A 15778-nucleotide genomic window follows, 5' to 3' on the forward strand; every position below is an offset into this window, starting at 1 on the left:
AACCGCCCGCGCTTACAGGGCGCCGGAGACCCGCAGCACGGCGCCGGCGGTGTAGGAGGCGTCCGGGCTGAGGAGCCAGGCGATGGCGGCGGCGATCTCGTCGGGTTCGCCGGCTCGGCCCAGCGGGATGCGACCGGCGGCGCTGTCCGCGCGGTCGGGTACGCCGGAGTCGGTGTGGATGTCGGTGCGTACGAGGCCGGGGGCGACGCCGTTGACGCGGATGCCGCGCGGGGCGAGTTCCTTGGCCAGGCCCACGGTGAGGGTGTCGGTGGCGGCCTTGACGGCGGCGTAGTGCACGTACTCCCCCGGGCTGCCGAGGGTCGCGGCGGCGGAGGAGACGTTGACGATGGCGCCGCCGTCGGTGAGGCGGCGGGCGGCCTGCTGGGCGCACAGGACGTACCCGATGAGGTTGACGTCGACGACGCGGCGCAGGTCGTCCACGCGCAGCTCGGTGAACGGGCCGATGAGGCTGGTGACGCCGGCGTTGTTGACCAGGCCCGTGAGGGGGCCGAGCTGCGCGGCGGCGTCGAACAGGGCGGTGACCTGGTCGGGGTCGGTGGTGTCGGCGCGTACGGCGATGGCCTGGACGCCGGCGGCGTGCAGGTCGGCCAGGACGGTCGCGGCGGCGGCGTCGTCGCGGCGGTAGCACAGGGCGATGTGGTGGCCGGCCGCGGCGAGGCGGCGGGCGGTGGCCGCGCCGATGCCGCGGCCACCGCCGGTGATGACGGTGACGGGTGCCATGGCGTCTCCACGGGTGTCGGTGGGGTTGCGCCGACGCTACCGCGACCGGCGTGAACGAGTCGTCGTAAGGAGGGTCACACGCGGCGGGCGGTGGTGCTGGTGGCGCACGAGGCGCCGCAGGGCTGATCGCTTACGCTCACCGCGCGGTCGGTCGGACAACGGAGGTGCGCGGTGGCGGGTGTGGGTGTCGGCGATGTCGTGGACGACTTCGAGCTGCCGGACGAGACGGGCACGCCGCGGCGGCTGTCGGAGTTCCTGGCGTCGGGGCCGGTGGTGCTGTTCTTCTATCCCGGGGCGATGACGCGTGGGTGCACGGCGGAGAGCTGCCACTTCCGGGACCTGGCGGCGGAGTTCACGGCTCTGGGCGCGTCGCGGGTGGGTATCAGCCGCGACGAGGTGGCCAAGCAGGCCGAGTTCTCGACGCTGCACGGGTTCGACTATCCGCTGCTGTCGGATGTGGACGGCACGGTCGCGCGGGCGTTCGGGGTGCGGCGGCGGGTGCCGCTGGAGGCGCTGAGCACGAAGCGGATGACGTTCGTGATCGGCACGGACCGGCGGGTCATCGAGGTGATCCACAGCGAGGTCAACATGAACGACCACGCCGATCGGGCGTTGCGGGCCCTCGGCGGTTAGGGCGTGTGTGAAAGTCCTCGGTCGAGCCGAGGCGGAGTCCAGCCAACGGCCGGGCCTGCCGCAGGCCGGCCAGGGGCTTTCACACACGCCCTGAGCCCCGTGCGGCGGGTGTCGGAGCCGACTGGTATCAAGACAGCAATCAAACAGGTGTACGGAAGAGGGTTGTGATGGATGCCGGCCAGGGTTTGTCCACTGACGAGGTGCAGAGCATCCGGGAGGCGTTGGCGGCCGGCCGTAAGCCGAGGGTGGTGTTCACCGCGTCGGCGGGGCAGATCGCCGGTCAGGTCGGCCAGGTGGTCGAGTTGACCGATCCGGACGCGTCCGACGAGTTCGTCGTGGTGCGCTTCGGCCGTGACGAGTTGCCGTTCTCCCCCGCCGACCTGGCGGTCGCGCCCAAGGGCGCGGGCCGTCGGGTGGCGGAGCCGAAACCGGAGCCGGAGCCGGAGGCGCCCGCGGTGGCGGCGCCGGAGTTCGTGTTGGACACGCCGCGGGTGCCCGCGCAGCGACAGGAGGAGCCGAAGGTGGAGCAGGCCGAGAAGCCGCCGGCGCGGCGGGCGGTCAAGGCCGCGAAGCCCAAGGGGCCCGCGGGCCTGACGGTGACGCTGGCGTACGCGGACGGCGAGTGGACGGTCGCCGCGCAGCAGGGCAGCAAGGCCCTCGCGAAGCCGTACGTGGTGAAGCCGGCCGAGGCGCTGAAGATGGTGGCGTTGGTGGACGTGCCGGGTGTGCAGGAGGCGGTGGAGCAGATCCTGGGCGCCGAGCGGGCCGAGGCGGAGCAGCAGGCGGAGAAGCTGCGTGCGGAGCTGGCCGAGATCGAGGCCCGGCTGGCGGAGCTGCGCGAGGCGAGCTGAGCGCTGCCTCCTGCCGGGGACGGCCGGGGCCGGCGTCATGTCGGGTCAGGAGCCGCCGTGATGGTCGAGCAGGCGGGTGAGCAGGCGGGTCAGCTGCTCGCGTTCGGCGCTGGACAGGGGCGCGAGCAGGTCGTCCTGCACGCGGGCGACGGTGTCGGTCATCCGGTGGGCCGTGTCGGCCCCGGCGTCGGTGAGGCTGATGACGTTGCGGCGGCGGTCGGCCGGGTCGGGGGCGCGCACCACCAGTCCCCGACCGGCCAGGTCGTTGACGGCGGCCACGACGTCGCTGCGGTCGATGCCGCAGCGACGTCCCAGGTCGGCCTGGCTGGCGGGTCCGCTCTCGGCCAGCGCGGCGAGCAGCCGGTAGTGGTAGCCGCGCAGGTCGTGCGCGGCGAAGCCGGCGCTGATGAGCCGGCCGGCGTGGGCGGCGGTCTGGCTGAGCAGCCAACTCGGGGTGGTACGCAGCCCGGCGGGTGACTGCGGGGCGGAGGCGTCCATGGCGGCAGCCTAACAGCAATCGTTGGTGTGACCCACAAAGCGTGCTACGTTGGCTCCACCAACGTTGGTCAAGCCAACGTTTCGAAGGAGGCATCGTGTCCACTCTCAACGGTCAGGTCATCGGTCAGGCCCACTTCGCCACCCGCGCCCTGCTCGACCTCGCCGTCGCGCCCCTGGGCGTCGACTTCGGCCAGGTCCTCACGCTCAACGCCCTCACCGCCGGCCCCGTCAGCCGAACCCCGCTCGTGCAGCGCCTCGCCAACGCCCGCAAGGTCGACGAGTCGACCGTGCACGAGGCGATCGCCGGCCTCGTCGACGCCGGCCTGGCGCGGCTCGACGACACCACCGACCCGCAGGTGCGGCTCACCGACGCCGGCCACGCCACGCAGGCCCGCGTCGCCGAGGCCGTCGGGGGTATCACCGCCCGGCTGTACGGGGACATCGCGCCCGCCGAGGCCGACGTCGCCGCCCGCGTCCTCGCGCTCGTCACCGAACGGGCCAACGACGAACTGGCCGACGGGACCGCTCAGAAGTAGTCGAGCAGCTGCGCCGGGCCGCCAGCGCCCAGCAGGTCCAGGGCGTCCGGCTCGACGCCCGCGGTGTGCAGCAGTCCGGCCTGGGCCACCGAACGGGCCCGCGCCGCCCCGGCATACAGCAGCGCGAAGCCACGCACGTCCAGCCGCAGGTCCGCGTCGCCGTTGAGTCGGGTCAGCTCGGCGGCGCCGTCGGCGACGGCCAACCGCCAGGTGCCGGTGTTCCACTCGGCGAGCCGGTCGGTGAGGTGGAAGTCGACGACGCCTCGGGTGTGGACGGGCCAACCACGCTCGCTCACCGCCCGTACGACGTCGACCGGCCGGTGCATCCACAGGTCCCGCTCGTGGTCGCGGGCGGCCTCCAGCGGCAGGACGGTGCTGACGGCGTCACCGTCGAGGGGGCACCACCGCAGGGTCGGCGCGACGCTCGCCCAGCTGCCGAGCACGCCGACGAGTTCCCGGGCCGCGTCGGCGGTGGTGGCCAGGGCCTCGTCGACGGTGAGGACCGAGTCCGCGCCGTAACCGCGGCCCCGCTCCCAGGTGGCGTAGCCGACCAGGTCGCCGTCGTCCTCGACGAGGGTGAGCCCGTCACCGGGGAGCTTCGCGTCGGCGTCGAAGAAGTCGAATATCTTTCCCCGGCGCGTCAACATGCCGTTGCGGTGGCGGGCCACCCGCTCGTACAGGTCGGCGACGGCGTCCAGGTCGGCGGGCGTGCCGGCCCGGACGGTCAGGTGCGACGCGGGCCGGTGCCGGGGCAGCGCGGCGGTGGCGAGGTGGACGGTGCGCAGCACGCCGCCGGTCTCCCAGCCGCAGGCGCGGTAGGGGGCGGCGATGGTCGGGTACAGGGCGCTGATCGCCGCGCCGCGCTCGTGGGCGCCGGCCAGCAGGGCGGTGAGCAGGGCGCGCGCCACGCCCCGTCCCCGTGCCTCGGGGGCGACCGCCACCCCGGCGACGTCGGCCGCGGCGACGGGCCGCCCGGACCACCACTGGTCGTGGTGCAGGTCGACGGCCTTGCCGACGAGCCGGCCGGTGTCGTCGAACGCGCCGTAGCGGGTCATGCCGGGCACCTCGACCCTGGTGCTGGGGGGACGCTCCTGGCTGGAGCCGAAGGCCAACCGGCCCAGCTCCCAGGCGTCGTCCAGGTCGTCGACGGTGAGTTCACGAACGCGCATCGGCACACCGTAGCGGCGCGCCCCGATGCCGACCAGCCGATATCCCCGGCCCGACGACCCCCGCCGATCATGGAGTTGTGGTGGATGACAAATCTCCCTCGACACGTACACGTCGGGCACCACAAGTCCATGATCGCCGGGGTTGGGCGGGGCGGGGGCGGGCCCGGGGCGGGGCGGGGGCGGGGGTGGGGTCAGTGTTGGGGGATGTTGGCTACGCCGATGCGCTTGCGGAACACCCAGTACGTCCACGCCTGGTAGGCCAGCACCACCGGAGTGAAGATCACCGCCACCCAGGTCATGATCTTCAGGGTGTACGGGGTGGAGGCCGCGTTGGTGGCCGTGAGCGTGCCCGCCGCGTCGAGGGTGGACGGCAGCACGTTCGGGAACAGCGCCGCGAACAGGGTCGCCACGGCCAGACCGATCGCCACGGCCGTACCCGTGAACGCCCAGCCCTCCCGGCGTACCCTGGCGGCTGCGAGGGCGCCGAGCAGCGCGAGGGCCGCGCCGACGGCGAGCACGACGGCGGCCGCGCTGGAGCGGATGCTCAACGTCCAGGCCAGGAAGCCCACCGCGAGCACGGCGGCCCCGACGCCCAGGCGCACCGCGAGGGCGCCCGCGCGCTCGCGGATGTCGCCGGTGGTCTTCAGGGCGAGGAACACCGCGCCGTGGGTCAGGAACAGCGCGAGGGTGGTCGCGCCACCGAGCAGGGCGTACGGGTTGAGCAGGTCGACCAGGCCGCCGACGTACTCGTGGTCGGCGTCCAGGGGCACGCCGCGCAGGATGTTGGCGAAGGCGACGCCCCACAGGATCGCCGGCAGCAGCGAGCCGATGACGATGGCGGCGTCCCAGCGGCGCTTCCAGGACGCCTCGGGGCGCTTGTGCCGGTACTCGAAGGCCACCCCGCGGGCGATCAGGGCCAGCAGGATGAGCAGCAGCGGCAGGTAGAAGCCGGAGAAGAGGGTGGCGTACCACTCGGGGAACGCGGCGAACATCGCCCCACCGGCGGTGATCAGCCATACCTCGTTGCCGTCCCAGACCGGGCCGATTGTGTTGATCAGGACGCGGCGTTCGCGGTCGTCGCGGCCGAGTACGGGCAGCAGCATGCCGACGCCGAAGTCGAAGCCCTCCAGGATGAAGTAGCCGGTGAACAGCACGGCGACGAGGAGAAACCAGATGGTGGTCAGGTCCACGGTGGGCTCCGGGGTCAGTAGGCGAAGGCGAGCGGGCGCTCGGCGTCGTCGGTGTCGTCGGCGGGGGGCTGTTCGCTGACGTCGGGCACGCCGGCCCGGGCGTAGCGCAGCAGGAGCTTGACCTCGATCACGGCGAGGGTGGCGTAGATCAGCGTGAACGCGGTGAACGAGGTCAGCACCTCGGTCAGCGAGACGCTGCGGGACACGCCGTTGCGGGTGAGCATCTCGCCGAAGACGATCCAGGGCTGGCGGCCCATCTCGGTGAAGATCCAGCCGAAGGAGTTGGCCAGCAGCGGCAGCACCGGCATGGCCAGGCCGGCGCGCAGCAGCCACCTGCTGCGCGGGGTACGGCCCTTGCGCTGGCTCCACAGGACCAGCAGGGCGATGGCCCCGGCCGCCAACCCGAAGCCGACCATGAAGCGGAAGCTCCAGTAGGTGACCGGGATGATCGGGGTGTAGCTGCCCGCGCCGTACTGGGTGGCGTACTGGGCCTGGAGGTCGTTGATGCCGTGCACGGTGCCGTTCGGGTCGCCGGTGCCCAGGTACGACAGCAGGTACGGGATCTTCAGGGCGAACACCTCGCGGCTGCCGTCGAGGCTGCCGATGGTGAGTACGGAGAACGAGGCGGGGCTCTCGGTGGTGTAGAGACCCTCGGCGGCGGCCATCTTCATGGGCTGCACGTCCGTCATGATCTTGCCCTGGATGTCGCCGGTGAACAGCACGGCGGCGGAGGCGACCAGGACGACCCAGGAGCCGAACTTCGTGGCGAAGCGGTACGCGCCGGCGTCGGCGGAGTCGCGGTTGCGGATGACGTGCCACAGGCCGACCGCCACGATCAGCGACCCGGCGACCAGGAACGAGCCGGCCAGGGTGTGCGGGAAGGTGATCAGGGCGACCTTGTTGGTGAGCACGGCCGGGAAGTCGGTCAGCTCGGCGCGTCCGCTGTCCGGGTTGATCCGGTAGCCGACGGGGTTCTGCATGAACGAGTTCGCGGCGAGGATGAAGTACGCGGACAGGTTCGTGCCGATGGCGGCGGCCCAGATGCTGGCCAGATGCGCGCGCTTGGGCAGCCGGTCCCAGCCGAAGATCCACAGGCCGATGAAGGTGGATTCGAGGAAGAACGCGACGAGCGCCTCGATGGCCAGGGGCGCGCCGAAGATGTCACCGACGAAGCGGGAGTAGTCGCTCCAGTTCATGCCGAACTGGAACTCCTGCACGATGCCCGTGACCACGCCCATGGCGAAGTTGATCAGGAACAGCTTGCCGTAGAACTTGGTGAGCTTGAGGTAGCGCTCGTTGCCGGTGCGGTGCCACATCGTCTGCAGGATCGCGACCAGCACGGACAGGCCGATGGTCAGCGGCACGAACAGGAAGTGGTAGACGGTCGTGACACCGAACTGCCACCGGGCGACGTCCAACGCGTCCACCTGAACCCCCAACTATGCGTACTACGAGACGTAGTAAATACTACTGCTCGTCGTAGAGAGAAGGGCAGGGCCGGGCGGCCCGAACCGGCCCGGGACCAATGACCCTGATCACCCCGGCCGCTCGCCCTCGCGGCCCCACCGCCTCGTGCGAGGATGGCGCGCTGATGGACACGACGACCTGGCAGCCACCACTGCTCTGGCGGGCCGCCCTCGTGCTGGCCCGCGCCCTGGTGAGTCCGCTCGCCCGCCTCGAGGTGACCGGCGACGTCCCCGCGCACCTGCGCCGGGGACCGCTCGTGCTGGCCGCCAACCACATCAGCCCCTTCGACCCCCTGGTCATGATCGCCGCCTGCCGGGAGCGGGGCATCGCCCCACGGATCATGGCGACCGCCGGACTGTTCCGCGCCCCCGTGCTCGGGGCCGCCATGCGCCACGTCGGGCACATCCGGGTCGACCGGGGCACCAGCGCCGTACACCAGGCCCTCGACGACGCGGCCGAGGCCGTCGCGGCCGGCTCGGTGATCCTCATCTACCCCGAGGGACGCATCGGCCTGGACCCCGGCATGTGGCCCGAGCGCGGCAAGACCGGCGTCGCCCGCCTCGCGCTGGCGTGCGGCGCTCCCGTCATCCCGGTCGCCCAGTGGGGCGCGCACGAGGTGCTGCCCTACCGGACGCCGAAGGGGATGCTGCGCGGCATCGCCCGCGCGCTGTGGCGCCGGCCGGTGATCCGGGTGCACTTCGGCGTACCCGTCGACCTCGGCGAGTCGGACGCCGCCCACCCCGGCGCGGCCCGCCGGGCCACCAACCGGATCGTCGACGCGCTCACCGACACCCTCGCCCCCCTACGCCCCGACGAACCCGACCGCCCCCACCACGTCGACCCCGGCCGCCCCACCGACACCACCCGAACCCACCGCCGCACCCCCTAACCCCACGCCCACGCCCACGCCCCCGCCCTCGCGATCTTGCACTTTCTGTCGCGACATACCGGGCGAGCCGGCCATAACGGCGACACAAACTGCAAGATCGGCGCGACCGGGGGGGCGACCGGGGGGTTTCCCCCGGGCAGGGGAGGCGGTTGGCTCGGCGTGGGGATCAGCGCGCTCGGGGCTGCGACGAGGCTGGAGACCGTCAAGCCATCGACGCGAGGGAGTTTTCCATGCTCTGGTACGCACGGGTCGGGACGGCAGCGGCGGCGACAGTCGCGCTCGTCGCCGCAGGGTCGACGACGGCGTGGGCGCAGTCCACCGCGCCGAACGGCACGTCGCCTCCGAGGCCGCTGGCGCTGGTCGCCGGGTCGGGGCATTTCGTGTACGACGAGCCGAACACGGTGGGGCACCGGATCTGGTTCGGCGTCGCGGCGGTCACGACCGCCGACGGTGCGACGCGTGGGGAGTTCCGCTACCGGCACGCGCTGCCGGACGGCACCGAGATCGCGCGGGGACGGGCCGACGTGACCTGCCTGCGTGTGCGGGGGAACGTCGCGGTGTTCACGGCGATCGTGCCCGACGGCGTCGACCCGGTCCGTAACCACGGCTACTACGTGAAGATCATCGACGGTGGTCGGCAGCCCGACGTGATCGTCGACGCCCAGGCCCAGAACGGGACCGCGCCGCCACCCACCGGCTGCCTCGATCCCGAGACGGAACTGCCACCGGAGGCGGGCGTACGCCCCCGGTACCCGATCCTCGCCGGCGGGTACGTGGTGCGCGGCGGGGCCGACCGGTAAGCCCCCTGGCGCTCCCGTCCCACGGGGGTGACGGGGGCGCCAGGGCCCCGCGCGCGGACGAATGTCGCCGACAGGCCACCTGCGCTCCACCGGTCGCGTGCATACTGCCTCGCGTGCTCAACCGATCCGCCTACCTCGACGCGCCCGCGCCGCTGGCGTTCGCCCACCGCGGCGGCGCCGCCGAGGGCGACGAGAACACCACCGCGGCGTTCGCCCGGGCCGTCGGACTCGGTTACCGGTACGTGGAGACCGACGTGCACGCCACCGCCGACGGCGTCCCGGTGATCTTCCACGACCCGACGCTCACGCGGGTCACCGGTGAGGCGGGGCGCATCGCCGACCTGAGCTGGGCCGACCTCGCCTCGGTACGCGTCGGCGGCGCTGCCGTCGTACCCCGGCTGGACGAGGTGCTGGACGCCTGGCCGCAGGTCCGCTTCAACATCGACGTGAAGGCCGACGGCGGCGTCGCGCCGACGGTCGCCACCCTGACCCGGGTGGGCGCGGCGGACCGGGTGCTGCTCGCCTCGTTCAGCGACGCCCGACTGACCCGGCTGCGGGCGCTCACCGGGGGACGCGTCGCCACCAGCCTCGGCATGCGGGGAGTCGCCCGGCTGCGCCTGGCCTCCCTGCACGGCCGGCCGCTGCGGCTGCCGCCGTCGGTGGTCGCCGCGCAGGTGCCGCCGCGCTACGGGCGGGTGCCGGTGGTGGACCGCCGGTTCGTCGACTACTGCCACCGGCTCGGCCTTCAGGTGCACGTCTGGACGATCGACGAACCGGACCAGATGCACGACTTACTGGATCGTGGCGTGGATGGCATCATGACCGATCACGTCGGCGTGCTGCGCGACGTCTACCGCAGTCGCGGCCACTGGACCGCGTGACCAGCACCGAAGGAACCCCTCGATGGCCGAGACCGTGACCCCCACGGTGACCGACACCCCGCCTCCGGCGAGCACCCCCCGCGAGCGCAGAGGCTGGTACATCTACGACTGGGCGAACTCCGCCTTCCAGTCCACGGTGATCACCGTGTTCCTCGGCCCGTTCCTGACCACCGTCGCCGAGACGGCCGCCGGCTGCGAGCTGGGCGCGGACACCTGCGACGGGTACGTGCACCCGCTGGGCATCCGGGTCGCGGCCGGCTCGTACTACCCGTACCTGATCTCGCTGTCGGTGTTCCTGACCGTGTTCGTGCTGCCCGTCATCGGGGCGATCGCCGACCGGTCGGCGCACAAGAAGCGCCTGCTCGGCGGGGCCGCGTTCACCGGCGCCGGGGCGACCATCGCGATGGCCTTCGTCACCGGCGACCGGTACCTGCTCGGCGGCGCGTTGTTCCTGGTCGCCAACATCTCCTTCGGCGCCGCGATCGTGGTCTACAACTCGTTCCTGCCGCAGCTCGGTGGTCCGGACGAGCGGGACGGCATCTCCAGTCGTGGCTGGGCGCTGGGCTACCTCGGCGGTGGCCTGTTGCTGGCGTTGAACCTGGCCGCGGTCTCCCTGCTGAGCGAGGACGACAACCCGCAGCGCACCCTCGACCTGGCCCGCTGGTCGATCGTCTCCGCCGGTGTGTGGTGGGCGGCGTTCACCCTGGTGCCGCTGCGGTGGCTGCGCGACCGTCCCAGCACGGCGGCCCCGCTGGCCGCACGCGGCAACGTGCTCACCGACGGGTTCCGGCAGCTCGGTCACACCCTGCGCGAGGTCAGGGCGTACCCGCTGACGTTGTTCTTCCTGCTCGCGTTCCTCGTCTTCAACGACGGCATCCAGACCGTCATCACGCTGGCGAGCCAGTACGGCACCGAGGAGCTGCGGCTGGAGCAGAGCACCCTGATCGTCACGATCCTGCTGGTGCAGTTCCTGGCCTTCGGCGGCGCGTTGCTCCTCGGCGCGCTGGCCCGGCGCATCGGCGCGCGCAAGACGGTGCTGATCAGTCTGGTGCTCTGGACCGGGGTGATCCTGGGCGTGTTCTGGCTGCCCCCCGAGGCGCCGCTGCCGTTCATGGCGCTCGGTGCCGGCATCGGCCTGGTCCTGGGTGGCAGTCAGGCGCTGAGCCGGTCCCTGTTCAGCCAGCTCATCCCCGCCGGCAAGGAGGGCGAGTACTACGGCTTCTACGAGATCAGCGACAAGGGCACGAGCTGGCTCGGTCCTCTCGCGTTCGGCATCGTGTTCCAACTCACCGCCTCCTACCGCGTGGGCCTGATCTCACTTGTCGGGTTCTTCGTGGTCGGTTTCGTGCTGCTGTTGGCGGTGCCGATGCGCCGGGCGATCATCGCGGTCGGCAACACGCCACCCCGGGTGCTCTGAGCACGTGCGACGCACCTGACCGATGGGGACCGGTCGATCGGCTAGGCTGCCCGACCGTGACCGACGACGCCGCTGCCACCCCCGTCTGCCTGGCCCACCCGTTCCCCGGCCAGCCGCACGCCCCCGCCGGCTGCGCGGCCGCGCGCGGGCTCGACGGGCGGCCGGTGCACGCCGCGGCGCTGAAGTTCTTCTGGGGGCCGATGGACTGCGGCAAGTCCACGATGGCGTTGCAGATGAACTACAACCACGCCCGGCAGGGTCGCCGAGGGCTCGTCACCACCCGCATCGACCGGTCGCTGGGCCCACAGGTCACCACCCGCATCGGCCTGGCCCACGAGGCCATCGAGGTCACCGACGATCTGGACCTGCGGGCGCTCGTACGCGGACGCTGGGCCGACGGCGTACGCGTCGACTACCTCATCTGCGACGAGGCGTGCTTCTACACCGTCGAGCACGTCGAGCAGATGGCCGAGCTGGTGGACAGCTACGACGTGGACGTGTTCGCGTTCGGCCTCGCCACCGATTTCCGGTCCTGCCTGTTCCCCGCCGCGCAGCGCCTGTTCGAGTTGGCCGACGAGGTGGCCCGCATCCAGGTCGAGGTGCTCTGCTGGTGCGGCCGGGAAGGGCTGCTGAACGCCCGGGTCGTCGACGGGCGGGTGGTCCGCGAGGGCGAGCAGGTCGTCATCGGCGACACCGTCGAGACCGCCGACGTGCGCTACCAGGTGCTCTGCCGCCGGCACTACCGCAGCGGCGACCTCGGACCCCGCGACTGAGACGCCCGCAGGCGATCCGCCATGACCACCGCGACGGTCACCGCCGTTGCCAGCGCCGCGCACGTCACCACCGTCGCGCCCAACCCCACGCAGGCCGGTATCAGGGCCAGCAGCACCACCACGGCGGTGATCCGGCTGGTCGGCAGCGCCCGCCACAGCACCGCCTTGTAGGCGGCGTGGCCGGCGAGGAACAGCGCCGGACCGCCCAGGGTGAACAGGGCGGTGACCGTGGTGGCCGTCTCCCCCGGGGCGTGCAGCAGCCGTTCGTCACCCGCCGAGGTGACGACGATCCCGGCGACAATCACCGGGTGCAGGTAGTTGAACGCGAGCCGGCTGAGCGCCCCCGTACGCGCGCCCGCGCGGGCGACGACCTCCGTGGCGGCCGGCGCCGACCTCGCGAAGTACACCCACCACAGCGCCACCGAGCCGGCGAACGCCACACCGAACGCGCCGAGGCGCACCCGGTCCACGTGTGCGGTGAGGGTGCTGCCGGTGACCAGGATCGACTCGCCGAGCGCGATGAGGACGAACGCCGCGCAGCGCTCCGCCAGGTGCCCACCCTCCACCATCCACCGCTCGGGGCGGCTGCGTTCCCGCCCCGGCAGCGGATAGCCGATCGACAGGCCCACCACCTCAAGCACGATCATCGCCGCCCACACCACCTCCCGGGCCGGGGGGTCGACCAGGCCGCCGACGACCACGAGCACCGACGTGGCGGCGATCCAGGGCAGCGACTTCTGGAACCCGTCGACCAGCCACGGATTGCCCTGCGCCGCCCACAACGCGAACGCGGTCCTGCCCACCTGCACGCTGACGTAGACCACCGCGAAAAGCAGACCCATCCCGGCGAACGCCTGCGGGATCGTCGCCGACAACAGCAGGCTGCCCAGCGTCACCCCGATCAGCATCGCCCGTACCGGGCCCTGGTCCGGTTCCAGCCAGTTGGTCACCCAGGTGGTGTAGACCCAGACGAACCAGACCAGCGCCAACAGCAGGGCGGTACGGGCGGCGCCACGCCAGTCGGGGTGCGCGATCAGGTAGTGCGACACCTGGGTGATCGTGAAGATGAAGACCAGGTCGAAGAACAACTCGGTCGAGGTGGTCGGCTCGACGCCCTGACGCCGGCGCAGAAGCCGGGGGTGCGCCAGATCGACGGCCGGTGGCTCAGAAGGGGTCACCGCACACCCGCCAGTCCCCGCCCTCGCGGACCACCGGCAGGCGGCGTTCCTCGCTGATGCCACCGTCGCGGGTCACCTTCACGGTCACCGTGCCGCGCGGACGCCCACCCTTGGTGGACACCGACACGTCGGTGATCTCGTAGTCGGTCACCATGGGCGGGGTCCGCACCCAACTGGTGAACCCGATCGCGCTCCACCGGGTCCGCGCGTCGGCGCACAGCCGCTCGTACGCCCGATCGCTGTCACCGAGGGCCACCTCGCTGAGGAACCCGTCGGCGGTCTCCCGGATCGGACCGGCGGCCTGCCGTACGGTCTGCAGGTTCCACGCACCCAGTCCGGCCACTCCGACGCAGCACAGCGCCATGCCGAACCCGGCGAAGGCCAGCCCGGCACGCATCGGGCGGCGCCGCCGGGCCGGTCGGCTCCACGACTGACCGGCACCCACGACTACCGACCGTAGAGAACGCCGTCGCGGTGAGGCAGGACAAGCCGGAAACTGGGTACGCCCGATGCTCTGTTCGCGGCGGCGACGCATCGTCTACCGTCGGCGCACACCCCCGTAGCGCCAGGGAGCCGATCGATGAGCCGCTTCGTGCAGCCGGTACCACCCCCCGCCGACCCGTACGCCGGTGACGCCCTGCTGCGGTCCTGGCTGGAGCGTCATCTCGGCGCGGCCGGGCACGCCGCCGCGAAGGGCCGCCTGGCCGACCTGGCCGCCGACGTCACCGGGCCGCTGCGCGCGGCGCACGCCGACGCCGAGGCGCACCCGCCGACGCTGCTCCGCTACGACCCGTGGGGCGCCCGGGTCGACCGCATCGAGGTGTCCGCCGGCTGGCAGGCGCAGCGGGCCGCCGCCGCCCGGCACGCGGTGGTGGCGCTGCCCTACCTGCCTGACGCGCGCGGCACGTGGGGCGCCGCCGCGCGGGTCGTGCAGCACGCGCTGCTGCACCTGTACGGGCCGGAGTCGGCCACGTTCTCCTGCCCGGTGGCGATGGCGGACGGCGCGGCAGCGCTGCTCAGCCTGCCCGACGTCGACGCGGGTGTCCGCGACGCGTGGCTGCCCCGGCTGACCTCCACCGACCCCGACACGGCGATCACCAGCGGGCAGTGGATGACCGAGTCGCAGGGCGGCTCCGATCTGGGCCGCTCCAGCACCATCGGCCGACCGGCCGCCGACGGTTCGTGGCGGCTGACCGGGGAGAAGTGGTTCTGCTCGGCCGCCGACGCGGCGATGGCGGTGGCGCTGGCCCGCCCCGAGGGCGCCGGGCGGGGCAGCCGGGTGCTCGCCCCGTTCCTCGTACCCCGCTACGCGGTCGACTCGCCCCTGGCCAGCGGCGCGGCGGCGGACGCACCCGCCCCGGGTGTCGTGGTGCACCGGCTCAAGGACAAGCTCGGCACCCGGGCGCTGCCGACCGCGGAGATCGGGTTGCGCGACGCGTACGCGGTGCCGCTGGGCGACCCGGCGGTGCCCGGCCTGGTCCGGGCCATGACCCTGGTCGTGGTGACCCGGGTGCACAATGCCGCCGCCGCTGCCGGCGGCATGCGCCGTGGGCTCGCCTACGCCCGCGCGTTCGCCGACGCTCGCCACGTCGCGGGCGGCCCGCTGGCGTCCTCGCCCCTGCACCGCGCCACGCTCGGCACCCTCGCGGTCGACGCGGCGGGCGCGTTCGCCCTCGCGGGACACGCGTTCGCGCTGCTCGGCCGGGTGGAGGTCGGCGCCGACCCGGAGGCCGTCGCCGAGCTGCGCATCGTCGCGCCGCTGGCCAAGCTCGCCACCGGCCGGCTCGCCGTCAGCTCCGCCAGCGAGTACGTGGAGAGCTTCGGCGGCGCCGGCTACGTGGAGGACACCGGCGTGCCCCGGCTGCTGCGCGACGCGCAGGTGCTGCCGATCTGGGAGGGCACCACCAACGTCCTGTCCCTGGACGTGCTGCGCGCGTTGACCCGGGAGGACGCCGGTACGCCGCTGCTGCGCCGGCTGACCGCCGCCGTCGACCTGGCCCGGCCGCTGTCGCCCGCGCTGGCCGACACCCTGTCCACGGTCGCCGGGCAGCTCCGCGACACCATCGTCGCGGTGACCGCCGACCCGGGCGCTGCGACCGTCATCGCGGGCGCCCGTGCCCTGGCGCTGCGTCTGGCGTACGCGCTGACCGCCGCGCTGCTCGTGGAGCACGCCGCCTGGGGTGACGAGCAGGCGGAGTTGGCGGCCCGGCTGTGGGCGCGGCGGTGGCTGCGGCACGAGGACATCGCCGAGGACGCCCACCACCACCTGGACCTGCTCTGCTGACCGGTCGACGGGGTTTGTCGGGGGTGCCGGGCAGACTGCGGGCATGACGACAACCGCTGACCTCGCGATGGTCAATCTGGACAGCTCCGACCCGGCCGGGCAAGCCGCCTTCTACCACCGGGTGTTGGGCTGGGAGATCACCCACAGCCAGGCCGAGTACGCGATGATCCGCAATGGTGGCGTGTCCATCGGGTTCGGCCTGGTCGAGGGCTACCAGCCGCCGGCCTGGCCCGACTCGGCCGGGCAGAAGCGCTACCACCTGGACCTCTACGTCGACGACCTGGCCGTGGCCGAGAAGGAGTTCGTCGCCGCGGGGGCGTCGAAGCCCGAGTTCCAGCCCGGCGACACGTGGGTGGTGCTCCTCGACCCGATCGGGCAGCCGTTCTGCCTCTGCCGCCGACCGCAGGGCTGAGGCGGCAGCGGGCCGCGCGCTGACGACCGCGACGGGCCGTTCGCGCCGCCGGGCTGACC

The 15778-nt window shown here is 72.8% G+C and carries 17 protein-coding genes; 10 read left to right on the forward strand and 7 right to left on the reverse strand.

Features of this window, described 5'->3' with window-relative positions; genetic code table 11:
* Positions 1-12 precede the first annotated feature (12 nt).
* A complete protein-coding gene (locus ACTFTM_RS16530) occupies positions 13-741 on the reverse strand; it encodes an SDR family oxidoreductase (RefSeq protein WP_449561365.1) in 729 nt (242 codons plus the stop codon).
* Between the two features lie 171 nt (positions 742-912).
* Here ACTFTM_RS16530 and ACTFTM_RS16535 point away from each other — a divergent pair, with 171 nt between their 5' ends.
* Both ACTFTM_RS16535 and ACTFTM_RS16540 read left to right on the forward strand, forming a co-directional pair.
* A complete protein-coding gene (locus ACTFTM_RS16535) occupies positions 913-1374 on the forward strand; it encodes a peroxiredoxin (RefSeq protein ID WP_449561366.1) in 462 nt (153 codons plus the stop codon).
* A gap of 167 nt (positions 1375-1541) precedes the next feature.
* Complete coding sequence (locus ACTFTM_RS16540; RefSeq protein ID WP_449561367.1) at positions 1542-2225, forward strand: hypothetical protein; 684 nt, start codon at positions 1542-1544, stop codon at positions 2223-2225.
* Between the two features lie 45 nt (positions 2226-2270).
* On the opposite strand, the gene ACTFTM_RS16545 is transcribed toward ACTFTM_RS16540, so the two are convergent.
* On the reverse strand, positions 2271-2723 hold the full coding sequence (locus tag ACTFTM_RS16545; RefSeq protein WP_449561368.1) for a MarR family winged helix-turn-helix transcriptional regulator: 453 nt from the start codon (positions 2721-2723) through the stop codon (positions 2271-2273).
* Between the two features lie 95 nt (positions 2724-2818).
* Here ACTFTM_RS16545 and ACTFTM_RS16550 point away from each other — a divergent pair, with 95 nt between their 5' ends.
* On the forward strand, positions 2819-3259 hold the full coding sequence (locus tag ACTFTM_RS16550) for a MarR family winged helix-turn-helix transcriptional regulator (protein ID WP_449561369.1): 441 nt from the start codon (positions 2819-2821) through the stop codon (positions 3257-3259).
* Here the strand turns inward: ACTFTM_RS16550 and ACTFTM_RS16555 are convergent.
* The 3 genes from ACTFTM_RS16555 to ACTFTM_RS16565 all read right to left on the reverse strand — a co-directional run bounded on the left by ACTFTM_RS16555 (position 3250) and on the right by ACTFTM_RS16565 (position 7045).
* Positions 3250-4428 (reverse strand): GNAT family N-acetyltransferase, encoded by a 1179-nt coding sequence (locus ACTFTM_RS16555; RefSeq protein WP_449561370.1) that lies wholly within the window; start codon positions 4426-4428, stop codon positions 3250-3252. The two genes, ACTFTM_RS16550 and ACTFTM_RS16555, sit on opposite strands and share 10 nt — an antisense overlap.
* A gap of 191 nt (positions 4429-4619) precedes the next feature.
* A complete protein-coding gene (gene cydB / locus ACTFTM_RS16560) occupies positions 4620-5618 on the reverse strand; it encodes a cytochrome d ubiquinol oxidase subunit II (protein WP_449561371.1) in 999 nt (332 codons plus the stop codon).
* A 14-nt stretch (positions 5619-5632) separates the two neighbouring features.
* Positions 5633-7045, reverse strand: coding sequence for a cytochrome ubiquinol oxidase subunit I (locus ACTFTM_RS16565; RefSeq protein ID WP_449566656.1), 1413 nt, complete (start codon positions 7043-7045; stop codon positions 5633-5635).
* Between the two features lie 164 nt (positions 7046-7209).
* Between ACTFTM_RS16565 and ACTFTM_RS16570 the strand changes: the two genes are divergently transcribed.
* From ACTFTM_RS16570 to ACTFTM_RS16590, 5 genes are all read left to right on the forward strand, one after another.
* Positions 7210-7974: a lysophospholipid acyltransferase family protein gene (locus ACTFTM_RS16570; RefSeq protein ID WP_449561372.1), complete on the forward strand. Its 765-nt coding sequence runs from the start codon at positions 7210-7212 to the stop codon at positions 7972-7974.
* A 230-nt stretch (positions 7975-8204) separates the two neighbouring features.
* Positions 8205-8774, forward strand: a complete 570-nt coding sequence (locus tag ACTFTM_RS16575; RefSeq protein WP_449561373.1) for a hypothetical protein — start codon at positions 8205-8207, stop codon at positions 8772-8774.
* Positions 8775-8887: 113 nt separating this feature from the next.
* Positions 8888-9655, forward strand: coding sequence for a glycerophosphodiester phosphodiesterase (locus ACTFTM_RS16580; protein ID WP_449561374.1), 768 nt, complete (start codon positions 8888-8890; stop codon positions 9653-9655).
* A 22-nt stretch (positions 9656-9677) separates the two neighbouring features.
* Positions 9678-11072, forward strand: a complete 1395-nt coding sequence (locus ACTFTM_RS16585; protein WP_449561375.1) for an MFS transporter — start codon at positions 9678-9680, stop codon at positions 11070-11072.
* Positions 11073-11128: 56 nt separating this feature from the next.
* Positions 11129-11845, forward strand: coding sequence for a thymidine kinase (locus ACTFTM_RS16590; protein ID WP_449561376.1), 717 nt, complete (start codon positions 11129-11131; stop codon positions 11843-11845).
* On the opposite strand, the gene ACTFTM_RS16595 is transcribed toward ACTFTM_RS16590, so the two are convergent.
* The gene (locus ACTFTM_RS16595) at positions 11812-13023 is read right to left on the reverse strand and encodes a low temperature requirement protein A (RefSeq protein ID WP_449561377.1); all 1212 of its coding nucleotides are present in this window, start codon (positions 13021-13023) and stop codon (positions 11812-11814) included. The genes ACTFTM_RS16590 and ACTFTM_RS16595 overlap by 34 nt on opposite strands.
* Positions 13010-13420: an Rv0361 family membrane protein gene (locus tag ACTFTM_RS16600; RefSeq protein ID WP_433539223.1), complete on the reverse strand. Its 411-nt coding sequence runs from the start codon at positions 13418-13420 to the stop codon at positions 13010-13012. The genes ACTFTM_RS16595 and ACTFTM_RS16600 overlap by 14 nt, the downstream gene beginning before the upstream one ends.
* 183 nt (positions 13421-13603) lie before the next feature.
* Here ACTFTM_RS16600 and ACTFTM_RS16605 point away from each other — a divergent pair, with 183 nt between their 5' ends.
* Both ACTFTM_RS16605 and ACTFTM_RS16610 read left to right on the forward strand, forming a co-directional pair.
* The gene (locus ACTFTM_RS16605) at positions 13604-15307 is read left to right on the forward strand and encodes an acyl-CoA dehydrogenase family protein (RefSeq protein WP_449561378.1); all 1704 of its coding nucleotides are present in this window, start codon (positions 13604-13606) and stop codon (positions 15305-15307) included.
* Between the two features lie 43 nt (positions 15308-15350).
* Positions 15351-15719, forward strand: coding sequence for a VOC family protein (locus ACTFTM_RS16610; RefSeq protein WP_449561379.1), 369 nt, complete (start codon positions 15351-15353; stop codon positions 15717-15719).
* The last annotated feature ends 59 nt before the right edge of the window (positions 15720-15778 follow it).

The sequence above is a fragment of the Micromonospora sp. RB23 genome (genome assembly GCF_053585025.1).